We start from the raw sequence: 12,628 nt of genomic DNA on the forward strand, positions 1-12,628 counted from the left end.
GCTAGAACAGGTTTTTAATTCCTTTGAACAGATCACCGAAAAAATCACCAATGGCTCTCAGCAGTAGCTTGAACCAGCCCGCCTTCTCCGCTTCCTCGGTAGTAATCAGGTTCACCGTCTTCTCCTGCGTCTGAGACATTCCCTCTATCTTATAGGAGTAAGTGACCTTACCTACCTTGCTGGCTCCAGCAATCGGTGCGACCAGCGTAGCCGGATCATTCGTGACCACTGTAGTTTTGATCTGCGGAGATACAGTGCCCTTCGGAACCATGAACGTTACACCAGCATCCGTCACTACGGATACCTCTTTATTCTTACCCTTCAGCACAGGCACAGTTTCAGTGCCGGCAATCACAGCTTTAGGCGCAACAACCTGCTTAATCTCAAAATTATTAAAGCCGAAATCCAGTACCTTCTTGGTTTCGGTGAAACGGTGGGCTTCAGAGTCCGCTCCCATAACAACGCTGATGAGACGCATGCCGTCACGCACCGCAGTACCGGTGAAGCAGTTCCCCGCCTTGGATGTATGTCCAGTCTTCAGCCCGTCCAGGCCAGGATACGCATAAGCCTTGAAGTTCGGAATATCCTTGTTGGCCTCCAGCATCCAGTTGTAGTTAACCATCGGCTTCGAATCGCGCTCACGGAACTTATAGGATTGGATTGTGGTGAAATCGGTGAAATCCGGATGATCCGTTACAATATACTTGGCAAGAATCGCTGCATCCATCGCAGACATTACCGTTTCGCCTTCACCCTCCGGGCGGAATTTCTTGGGCATGTCCTTACGGTCAAGCCCAGTGGGATTAATGAAATGGGCCGTCTTCATCCCCATCTTCTTCGCTGTTTCATTCATCATAGTGACGAATTGCTGCTCTGAACCCGCGACCAGTTCGGCCAGGGCAACCGTAGCATCATTGGCTGAGCCTACTGCCATCGCTATGTAGAGTTCTTTAACTGTATGTTCATCACCCGCTGCCAGAAAAATCCGTGAACCGATCTGCTTGGACGCATTCTCCTGTATGGTGACTTTTTGGTCCCAGGAGATCTTGCCGCTATTCACAGCTTCCGTCACCAGATATTCAGTCATCATCTTCGTCATACTTGCTGGAGGCATAGGCTGATCGGCATTATACGAGAGCAGAATCTCCCCTGTAGTAGGCTCAATCAGCACTGCAGATTTCACATTCAGTCCGAGCGATTCTACGGTTGGGATCTTGGCTACTGCTGTCTTGGCAGGGGTAGCCGCCGCCTTCGTTCCAGCCTCTGTTGTAGCCGATTTAGTTACTGCCTCTGCCATCGCAGAAGCCGCAGGAAATGCTAACATATTTAAAAGCAGACCTACTGTCGCTGTTTTAATCACAATTTGCTTACTGCTTAGTTTTCGCTTGGCCTTCAATGATTAACTCTCCTTTAATCCTCAAATCAGTGCTTGTTCTATTCTAACACAGGGGTATCTGCAAAAAAAGACAGACAGGACTAAATTAGTCCTGCCTGTCAACAAAATAGGTGATTCTTCCCGGCTTACAGGGAATAGTTCGGAGCTTCCTTGGTGATCTGTACATCATGAGGATGACTCTCACGCAGGCCCGCTCCAGTGATCCGGATGAACGAGGTATCATTGCGCAGCTCTTCTAACGTCTTCGTTCCGCAATAACCCATACCGGAGCGCAGTCCGCCAATCAATTGGTGAACCGTGTCGGACAATGGCCCTTTAAAGGCTACACGGCCCTCTATGCCTTCCGGTACCAGCTTCTTATCATCATCCTGGAAGTAACGGTCTTTACTGCCTTGCTTCATGGCGCTCATGCTGCCCATGCCGCGGTATACCTTATATTTACGTCCCTGATAGATTTCCGACTCTCCGGGACTTTCTTCTGTACCAGCGAACAGGCTGCCCATCATGACTGCAGCGGCACCGGCGGCGATGGCCTTGGTAATCTCACCGGAGTACTTGATTCCTCCGTCTGCAATCACCGGAATGCCATATTCACGGGCTACTGTCGCACAATCGTAGATCGCAGTAACCTGCGGAACACCGATTCCGGCAATTACGCGGGTAGTACAGATAGATCCCGGGCCAATACCCACCTTGATTACGGAGGCTCCTGCTTCAATCAATTCGCGGGTAGCTTCGCCTGTAGCTACATTACCAGCTACAATTGTTAGATCAGGATAAGTCTCACGCAGCTTGCGCACTGCATCGATAATGTTAATGTGATGGCCATGTGCAGAATCCACGGTAATCAGGTCCACACCGGCTTTTACCAATGCTTCTGTCCGTTCCAGCGTATCCTTGGAGATTCCGATTGCCGCTCCAACCAGCAGACGTCCGTGGGCATCCTTGGCACCATTGGGGAACTGGATAGCTTTCTCTATATCTTTAATAGTAATGAGACCTTTGAGAATATTATGCTCGTCTACCAGCGGCAGCTTCTCAATCTTGTGGCGCTGCAGAATACCTTTCGCTTCCTGAAGTGTAGTTCCTACAGCAGCTGTAACGAGATTCTCATGAGTCATCACTTCTTTGATCTGAATATTGAAATCATGGATGAAACGCAGGTCGCGGTTCGTCAGAATACCGACAAGCTTACCCTCTTCATCTACGATAGGCACACCCGAGATACGGTATTTGCCCATCAGGACTTCAGCATCGGATACCCAGTGGTCCGGCGTAAGTGAGAATGGATTGGTAATAACCCCGCTCTCTGAGCGCTTCACACGGTCCACCTCTTCTGCCTGCTGCTCTACGGACATATTCTTATGAATAATGCCGATCCCGCCCTCACGGGCGATAGCAATCGCCATAGCGGCTTCTGTGACTGTGTCCATACCTGCACTCATCAAAGGGATATTCAGCTTCACATTCTTGCTGAGTACAGTGGTTAGGTCCACTTCCTTAGGTAATACCTCGGATTTACGCGGAACCAGCAGCACATCATCGAAAGTGAATCCCTCTTTACCAAACTTATCTTCCCACACCTGGGTCATTCCTCCTCTAAATTCTTTTCTCTACCCGCCCGCCAACTTATGAATAAAGAAACTCCTGCGTCAAGTCCATACCCGATAGACAGCGGTAGAGGCCTGGGAGTTATACATAATTGTGTCTTCTGTTAAGGTTTGAGAGGCTTGTCCAAAAATATATTATTGTCCATCTTAGCAAAGGGCATTTGGCCTGTCAAGAATATTACACCGCTCTGTGAAGGGATTAGGCAATACGCCCTCCGGTAAGCGAATTCTTGGACTAAAGTCCGTCTACAGTGGACAACGTAGCAGCTTCAGCCGCGTTTGACGCCTTTATACCTGTAGCTAAAATCTAAATTAATCGGTTCACTATAATCCTTCTGGAACAAACAATTGGAGAAACGTATCTTAATTAGTTAATATCAATGGCATCAGCTGAAGCAAGTGGATAAACAGCAACTATTCCTGCCTGCGAACGCTATTTTGGCTAAAATTGAATCTATTAAGTGTTGTTTATCCAACTCTTGGCTGTGCATCGACCATTTGCTCATCAAGAAGTGGATAAAATCCAACTGCTTCCCGTAAACCTTAGATCGCTGCGCATCCGGCACGCCTTCAGTCATCGCCCACGGCATGATATGTCGATGTCGGTCCGTTCATACAAAAAGACCACTGTCGAATTATCAACAGTGGTCTTAAGTGCTTGGCAACGTCCTACTCTCCCAGGACCCTTCGGTCCAAGTACCATCGGCGCTGGAGGGCTTAACGGTCGTGTTCGGGATGGGTACGTGTGGAACCCCTCCGCTATCGCCACCAAACATGATTTTTGCGCTGCGTGGACATCTGTGAGATCACTCCCGCAAAATATCAATCCTTAGAAAGGACATGCAACTTAAAATCGTTCAGGAATTTGATTCCTGAAAACTGAATCCGAAACGAATCTGCGCTCGCCCTTCTTACGGGGCCCCCGGAAAGTACTCGAAATCCGCTTCGTCAGCGTCATCTTCACTTTTTGGGGTAGTTTTTTGGATAAGCCCTCGACCGATTAGTATTGGTCAGCTCCATGCATTGCTGCACTTCCACCTCCAACCTATCTACCTCGTCGTCTTCAAGGGGTCTTACATGTTGGGAAATCTCATCTTGAGGGGGGCTTCACGCTTAGATGCTTTCAGCGCTTATCCCGTCCGTACGTAGCTACTCAGCCATGCTCCTGGCGGAACAACTGATGCACCAGCGGTACGTCCATCCCGGTCCTCTCGTACTAAGGACAGCTCCTCTCAAATTTCCTGCGCCCACGACAGATAGGGACCGAACTGTCTCACGACGTTCTGAACCCAGCTCGCGTACCGCTTTAATGGGCGAACAGCCCAACCCTTGGGACCTACTTCAGCCCCAGGATGCGATGAGCCGACATCGAGGTGCCAAACCTCCCCGTCGATGTGGACTCTTGGGGGAGATAAGCCTGTTATCCCCAGGGTAGCTTTTATCCGTTGAGCGATGGCCCTTCCATGCGGTACCACCGGATCACTAAGTCCGACTTTCGTCCCTGCTCGACTTGTAGGTCTCGCAGTCAAGCTCCCTTATGCCTTTGCACTCTGCGAATGATTTCCAACCATTCTGAGGGAACCTTTGAACGCCTCCGTTACTCTTTAGGAGGCGACCGCCCCAGTCAAACTGCCCGCCTGACACGGTCCCCGTACCGGGTTACGGTACCAGGTTAGAACCTAGATACGATCAGGGTGGTATCCCAACGGCGCCTCCACAGAAGCTTGCGCTCCTGCTTCAACGGCTCCCACCTATCCTGTACAGATCGTACCCAAATTCAATATCAAGCTGCAGTAAAGCTCCATGGGGTCTTTCCGTCTTGTCGCGGGTAACCTGCATCTTCACAGGTATTAAAATTTCACCGGATCTCTCGTTGAGACAGCGCCCAAGTCGTTACGCCATTCGTGCGGGTCAGAATTTACCTGACAAGGAATTTCGCTACCTTAGGACCGTTATAGTTACGGCCGCCGTTTACTGGGGCTTCGGTTCACAGCTTCGGATTGCTCCTAACCGCTCCCCTTAACCTTCCAGCACCGGGCAGGCGTCAGCCCGTATACTTCGCCTTACGGCTTCGCACAGACCTGTGTTTTTGCTAAACAGTCGCTTGGGCCTTTTCACTGCGGCCCCCTCGGGCTATTCACCCTACCGAGGCACCCCTTCTCCCGAAGTTACGGGGTCATTTTGCCGAGTTCCTTAACGAGAGTTCTTCCGCGCGCCTTAGAATTCTCTTCTCGCCTACCTGTGTCGGTTTGCGGTACGGGCACCTTCTCCTGACTAGAGGCTTTTCTTGGCAGTGTGAGATCATGACCTTCGCTACTGTAATTTTCGCTCCCCATCACAGCCCAGCCTTACGGTGTGCGGATTTGCCTACACACCAGCCTCACTGCTTAGACGGACATCCATCAGTCCGCGTCACTACCCTCCTGCGTCACCCCATCGCTCATAGCGGATTACGGTGGTACAGTAATTTCAAACTGTTGTCCTTCGACTACGCCTGTCGGCCTCGCCTTAGGTCCCGACTTACCCTGAGCGGACGAGCCTTCCTCAGGAAACCTTGGGCTTTCGGCGGATCAGATTCTCACTGATCTTTTCGTTACTCATACCGGCATTCTCACTTGTATGCTGTCCAGCGCTCCTTACGGTACACCTTCAACCCACATACAACGCTCCCCTACCCCAGGATCGACTTCACTCCAGCTTCGAAGTCTGTGTTTATCCCCTGGAGTCATTTAGCCAACCATCCTTTCAGATAATTCATTGGCATTCATGATTCCGGATAAACACGCCTCAAAGGCGCAGTGAAGTCGATCCTAGCCATAGCTTCGGTGGTGTGTTTAGCCCCGTTACATTTTCGGCGCAGAGTCACTCGACCAGTGAGCTATTACGCACTCTTTCAATGGTGGCTGCTTCTAAGCCAACATCCTGGTTGTCTGTGCAACTCCACATCCTTTCCCACTTAACACACACTTGGGGACCTTAGCTGATGGTCTGGGCTGTTTCCCTTTTGACAATGGATCTTAGCACTCACTGTCTGACTCCCGGCAAGAAGTAAATGGCATTCGGAGTTTGACTGAGCTTGGTAACCCTTGCGGGCCCCGCACCCAATCAGTGCTCTACCTCCACCACTCCATTCACCGAGGCTAGCCCTAAAGCTATTTCGGGGAGAACCAGCTATCTCCGAGTTCGATTGGAATTTCTCCGCTACCCCCACCTCATCCCCGCATTTTTCAACATGCGTGGGTTCGGGCCTCCAGTGCGTGTTACCGCACCTTCACCCTGGACAGGGGTAGATCACACGGTTTCGGGTCTACGTCCACATACTTAGTCGCCCTATTCAGACTCGCTTTCGCTGCGGCTCCGGCTTCTCACCTTAACCTTGCATGTTAAACGTAACTCGCCGGTTCATTCTACAAAAGGCACGCCATCATCCATAAAGAGGACTCTGACTTTTTGTAAGCACACGGTTTCAGGTTCTATTTCACTCCCCTTCCGGGGTGCTTTTCACCTTTCCCTCACGGTACTGTTTCACTATCGGTCGCCAGGTAGTATTTAGCCTTAGCAGATGGTCCTGCTGGATTCATACGGGGTTTCACGTGCCCCGCACTACTCGGGATCCGTCTCGGAGAGAATACCATTTCGGCTACAGGGCTTTTACCTCTATCGCGGGCCTTTCCAGACCTCTTCGCCTACCCTATTCCTTTGTAACTCCATGTGAGACGTCCCACAACCCCAAGAGGCAAGCCCCTTGGTTTAGGCTGTTCCGCGTTCGCTCGCCGCTACTGACGGAATCACTATTGTTTTCTCTTCCTCAGGGTACTTAGATGTTTCAGTTCCCCTGGTCTGCCTCTGCGTATCCTATGTATTCAGATACGAGTAACTGCGAATTACCACAGCTGGGTTTCCCCATTCGGACACCCCCGGATCAAAGCTTGCTTACAGCTCCCCGAGGCAGTTTCGTTGTTCGCCACGTCCTTCGTCGGCTCCTGGCGCCTAGGCATCCTCCGTGTGCTCTTAGTAGCTTAACCAATGTGTTTTCCGTTAGGAAAATCACTTAGCATCACTAAAATATTGAAACTTGTTTACACAAGTTCAGCTTAAAGGAATGTTCTAAAACGCAAATTCGTTTCGGTATCCAGTTTTCAAGGATCAAGTTTCTTGCGTGAGAGTTTGAGCTCTCAAAACTGACCAACGAGTGAGTAACTAGCCGACCGGCTAGATTTAAGATTTGAATGTTTCCGTTGCAGGAAACGATTCTCCATAGAAAGGAGGTGATCCAGCCGCACCTTCCGATACGGCTACCTTGTTACGACTTCACCCCAATCATCTACCCCACCTTCGGCGGCTGGCTCCCTTGCGGGTTACCCCACCGACTTCGGGTGTTGTAAACTCTCGTGGTGTGACGGGCGGTGTGTACAAGACCCGGGAACGTATTCACCGCGGCATGCTGATCCGCGATTACTAGCAATTCCGACTTCATGCAGGCGAGTTGCAGCCTGCAATCCGAACTGAGACCGGCTTTGCTGGGATTGGCTCCACCTCGCGGCTTCGCTTCCCGTTGTACCGGCCATTGTAGTACGTGTGTAGCCCAGGTCATAAGGGGCATGATGATTTGACGTCATCCCCACCTTCCTCCGGTTTGTCACCGGCAGTCACTCTAGAGTGCCCAGCTTCACCTGCTGGCAACTAAAGTCAAGGGTTGCGCTCGTTGCGGGACTTAACCCAACATCTCACGACACGAGCTGACGACAACCATGCACCACCTGTCTCAACTTTCCCCGAAGGGCACCTGATGCATCTCTGCTTCGTTAGTTGGATGTCAAGACCTGGTAAGGTTCTTCGCGTTGCTTCGAATTAAACCACATACTCCACTGCTTGTGCGGGTCCCCGTCAATTCCTTTGAGTTTCAGTCTTGCGACCGTACTCCCCAGGCGGAGTGCTTACTGTGTTAACTTCGGCACCAAGGGTATCGAAACCCCTAACACCTAGCACTCATCGTTTACGGCGTGGACTACCAGGGTATCTAATCCTGTTTGCTCCCCACGCTTTCGCGCCTCAGCGTCAGTTACAGCCCAGAAAGTCGCCTTCGCCACTGGTGTTCCTCCACATATCTACGCATTTCACCGCTACACGTGGAATTCCACTTTCCTCTTCTGTACTCAAGTCACCCAGTTTCCAGTGCGACCTCAGGTTGAGCCCAAGGTTTAAACACCAGACTTAAATAACCGCCTGCGCGCGCTTTACGCCCAATAATTCCGGACAACGCTTGCCCCCTACGTATTACCGCGGCTGCTGGCACGTAGTTAGCCGGGGCTTTCTTCTCAGGTACCGTCACTCCGGCAGCAGTTACTCTACCGGACGTTCTTCCCTGGCAACAGAGCTTTACGATCCGAAAACCTTCATCACTCACGCGGCGTTGCTCCGTCAGGCTTGCGCCCATTGCGGAAGATTCCCTACTGCTGCCTCCCGTAGGAGTCTGGGCCGTGTCTCAGTCCCAGTGTGGCCGTTCACCCTCTCAGGTCGGCTACGCATCGTCGCCTTGGTGGGCCGTTACCCCACCAACTAGCTAATGCGCCGCAGGCCCATCCCCAAGCAGCAGATTGCTCCGCCTTTCATTCTCTCCTCAGGAGAAGAAAGAAATTATCCGGTATTAGCTACCGTTTCCGGTAGTTATCCCAGTCTTGAGGGCAGGTTGCCTACGTGTTACTCACCCGTCCGCCGCTAAGTTTGAAAGGAAGCAAGCTTCCTCTCAAACTCCGCTCGACTTGCATGTATTAGGCACGCCGCCAGCGTTCGTCCTGAGCCAGGATCAAACTCTCCAAATTGGTATTTAGAAAGAGCGATTGCTCATTTTGAAACATCTGACGAGAATTTACATTCTCATTTTTGGATCTCACCGAAGTGATCTCCAGATACTCACTCGTTGTTCAGTTTTCAAAGATCAAGCTCGTTGTCAGCGACGATTACCGCGTCACCAGCAACTCTTATAATATATCACATTCAGCCGATCAATGCAAGCTCTTTTTTTAACTTCTTTTTCGAGCCCGGCGTTGATGTTTCGCGGCCAGAAATAGAATATATCACGGATAGAGTTTCATTGCAAGCATTATTTCAAAATCATTTGACCGGTGCATTCAATCCCTGATCCCAAGAGAACTGCCAAAGCAGCTCCCTTGGTTATCCGGGTCCCGACTATGAGAAATCCTCAGTCTTTATTACGCATATGCGGGAACAGCAGTACGTCACGGATAGATGCCGAATTGGTCAGCAGCATGATCAGACGGTCTACACCGATTCCAAGGCCCCCTGTTGGCGGCATGCCATACTCCAGAGCACGGATGAAATCATCATCCATCCCATGGGCTTCATCATTGCCCTGCTCTTTCTCGTGAATCTGTGCTTCGAAGCGCTGGCGCTGGTCAATCGGATCATTCAGCTCGCTGAACGCATTGGCATGCTCACGGGCTACAATGAACAGCTCGAACCGGTCGGTGAAGCGCGGGTCCTCTTCATTCTTTTTGGCAAGCGGTGAGATCTCTACAGGATGTCCCATTACGAAGGTCGGCTGAATCAGCGTCTCTTCCACAAACTGCTCGAAGAACGCATTGAGGATATGTCCAAAGGTCATATGCTTCTCCACCGGAACCCGGTGTTCCTTAGCCAGGGCCTGTGCTTCTTCATCCGTCATCTGAACACCGAAGTCCACTCCGGTTACTTCCTTAACAGCATCCACCATAGTCACACGGCGCCAGCCTGGAGACAGATCCACTTCCTGTCCTTGATAATTAATGACCTGGGAGCCCAGCACCTCACTGGCAATATGAGCGATCAGACTCTCTGTCAGATGCATAATGTCCTTGTAATCCGCATACGCTTCATACAGCTCGATCATTGTGAATTCCGGATTATGGCGTGTTGAAATACCTTCATTACGGTATACACGGCCAATCTCATAGACTTTCTCCAGACCGCCGACGATTAGACGCTTCAGGTGCAATTCAATGGCAATCCGCATATACAGCTGCATGTCCAGCGTATTGTGGTGGGTAATGAACGGTCGGGCCGCTGCTCCGCCTGCGATGGCATGCAGGGTTGGCGTCTCCACCTCTAAATAGCCCAGTGAGTCCAGATAACGGCGCATCGACTGGATAATCCGTGAACGCATGATGAAGGTCTGCTGTACCTCAGGGTTAATGATCAGATCCACATAACGCTGACGGTAGCGGAGTTCTACATCCTTCAGACCATGATACTTCTCAGGAAGCGGAAGCAGGGATTTGGACAGCACCTCAAGATTATCTACTTTAATAGAGGTTTCGCCGGTTTTTGTCTTGAACAAGGTTCCCCGGATACCGACGATATCGCCCAGATCAAGAATAGTGAAGGCTGCGTATTGCGACTCAGGGATACTGTCCTGGCGCACATAGATCTGGATTTTGCCGCTGAGATCCTGAATGTGAGAAAAGCTTGCCTTGCCCATGACCCGTTTCGCCATGATGCGCCCGGCCACACTGACCTCCAGCGCCAGTTCGTCCAGCTCTTCCTTGGTTTGCCCGTCGTATTTGGCCAGAAGATCGCCAGCAGCAGCGGTACGCTCATATTTCTTGCCGAAGGGATCGATCCCGAGTGCGCGGAGCTCGTCCAGCTTGCCCCTGCGGATCTTCAGCAATTCACTTAATTCATTCTCTGTAGTTTCGACGTTGTTGATTTCTTCCGTCATGTTCTTCATCCTCTCTTACTCACTATACAAAAGAAGAAACGGCTCCGCCCCGATCTTGAGGACAGTCCGTTCCGGTACAAAATATAAGCTGTATGTGTTCACCCATATTTTACGGCTGGTATTTATTTTGAAAAAAGCTTCCCTAAGGAAGCTTCGGAACCGTCTTACTTCATTTTGATATCAAGAATTTTATATTGAATGACGCCTGCAGGGACACTAACATCTACAATCGTACCAATCTTCTTGCCGATGATCGCTCTGCCTACAGGGCTCTCATTGGAAATTTTGTTGTTCAGCGGATCGGATTCGGCAGTACCCACGATAGTGTACTCCATAATGTCTCCATACTCCATATCCTCAACGTTCACTGTGACCCCGATGCTTACCACATCTGTCACGATCTCATCGCTATTAATAATACGGGCATTGCGGAGCATCTTCTCCAAAGTAAGAACCCGTCCTTCAATAAAAGCCTGTTCATTCTTTGCGTCTTCATACTCCGAGTTCTCACTGATATCTCCGTAGCCGATGGCCACTTTGATACGTTCCGCTACCTCGCGGCGTTTCACGGATTTGAGGGTCTCCAGTTCTTCTTCCAGACGCTTAAGTCCGTCCGGTGTAAGGATGACTTCTTTATCGCTCATCTCAACCGATTCTCCTGTCGTATACATTTATTGAAAACACCATACTATATGCGAATCCGGAGGGATCAGAACCCTCCTTCACCATTGCTCCTGCTGTAACGGCGATTTTATACTGTGAAATTATATTGGAACCGCTACAAAATGTCAATGACGCCCCATATAATGTTTAGCGATACTCAATAAAGCGCACAGGAACGGGGCTTAGTCCCAGGATTATCTGAGGCTCATACGGCAAAAAGCGCACTATCCGCGCTACTCTGCTCCTCATCCTGCTTAAGCTGACCGACAAAATCATTCAAAATCCGCACCATCTCGTCACGTTTCGTTTCTTCCATAATAACGTCCTTCACGCGGGCCGCTGCCTTAAAGCCCTTCAAATACCAGGCCAGATGCTTGCGCATCTCGCGGACAGCCACCGCTTCACCCTTAAGGGCAATCAGGCGGTCCATATGAAGAATGGCTACCTTGATCTTCTCTTCAGCGCCAGGCTCAGACATCAGTACACCCGTATCCAAATATTGAATCGTCCGGTACAGCATCCACGGATTGCCCAGTGCGCCACGCCCGATCATTACACCGTCGCAGCCGGTCTGGTCCAGCATCGCCCGTGCATCCTCCGGCGTATTCACATCACCGTTGCCGATCACCGGAATCGATACAGCCTCTTTAGCCATACGGATATAATTCCAGTCGGCGCGCCCGGTATAGAGCTGCTCGCGGGTTCGCCCATGTACACTGACGGCCGCTCCGCCGGCCCGTTCCACCGCACGCGCATTTTCTTCCACAAAGATATGCTCGCTGTCCCAGCCGATCCGCATCTTCACAGTGACCGGTTTGTCCACGGCCTCGACTACGGCAGATACCATCTCATAGATTTTGTCCGGATTCAGCAGCCAGCGTGCTCCGGCATCGCATTTGGTCACCTTCGGCACCGGACAGCCCATATTAATGTCGATGATATCGGCATTGGTTTCTTTGTCGACAATTCTCGCCGCATCCACCAGCGATTCCCGGTCCCCGCCAAAAATCTGCAGACTCAGCGGTTTCTCGCGCTCATCGACAAACAGCATCTCACGCGTACGCTGGTTGCCATGTACGATCGCCTTGCCGCTGACCATCTCCGCACAGACCAGGCCAGTCCCGAATTCCTTGGCAATCAGACGAAATGCCGGGTTACATACGCCAGCCATCGGCGCCAGCACGACCTGATTCTTCAATTCAATATCACCAATCTTCAGCATGGCCCAATCACTTCCCTACC

At 51.0% G+C, this 12,628-nt stretch carries 5 protein-coding genes and 3 rRNA genes; all 8 read right to left on the reverse strand.

Going from position 1 to position 12,628, the window contains the following annotated elements; genetic code table 11:
- Position 1: 1 nt before the first annotated feature.
- A complete protein-coding gene (locus NSU18_RS19280) occupies positions 2-1,396 on the reverse strand; it encodes a D-alanyl-D-alanine carboxypeptidase family protein (protein WP_341015409.1) in 1,395 nt (464 codons plus the stop codon).
- 125 nt (positions 1,397-1,521) lie between these two features.
- Positions 1,522-2,979, reverse strand: coding sequence for an IMP dehydrogenase (gene guaB, locus NSU18_RS19285; protein ID WP_076084859.1), 1,458 nt, complete (start codon positions 2,977-2,979; stop codon positions 1,522-1,524).
- Positions 2,980-3,662: 683 nt separating this feature from the next.
- Positions 3,663-3,779: ribosomal RNA gene (rrf, locus tag NSU18_RS19290) — 5S ribosomal RNA — on the reverse strand.
- A gap of 207 nt (positions 3,780-3,986) precedes the next feature.
- Positions 3,987-7,031 (reverse strand): 23S ribosomal RNA (locus tag NSU18_RS19295).
- Between the two features lie 236 nt (positions 7,032-7,267).
- Positions 7,268-8,828: ribosomal RNA gene (locus NSU18_RS19300) — 16S ribosomal RNA — on the reverse strand.
- The 16S, 23S and 5S rRNA genes sit together here, the layout of an rRNA operon.
- Before the next feature lie 380 nt (positions 8,829-9,208).
- On the reverse strand, positions 9,209-10,723 hold the full coding sequence (lysS, locus tag NSU18_RS19305) for a lysine--tRNA ligase (protein WP_341149813.1): 1,515 nt from the start codon (positions 10,721-10,723) through the stop codon (positions 9,209-9,211).
- Between the two features lie 164 nt (positions 10,724-10,887).
- Entirely contained in the window at positions 10,888-11,367 is a 480-nt protein-coding gene (greA, locus tag NSU18_RS19310; protein WP_341015412.1) for a transcription elongation factor GreA, read from the reverse strand.
- 224 nt (positions 11,368-11,591) lie between these two features.
- The gene (gene dusB / locus NSU18_RS19315; protein WP_341015413.1) at positions 11,592-12,608 is read right to left on the reverse strand and encodes a tRNA dihydrouridine synthase DusB; all 1,017 of its coding nucleotides are present in this window, start codon (positions 12,606-12,608) and stop codon (positions 11,592-11,594) included.
- Between the last annotated feature and the right edge of the window lie 20 nt (positions 12,609-12,628).

The sequence above is a fragment of the Paenibacillus sp. FSL H8-0048 genome, from assembly GCF_038002825.1.
In the GTDB taxonomy this organism is placed as follows: domain Bacteria; phylum Bacillota; class Bacilli; order Paenibacillales; family Paenibacillaceae; genus Paenibacillus_AQ.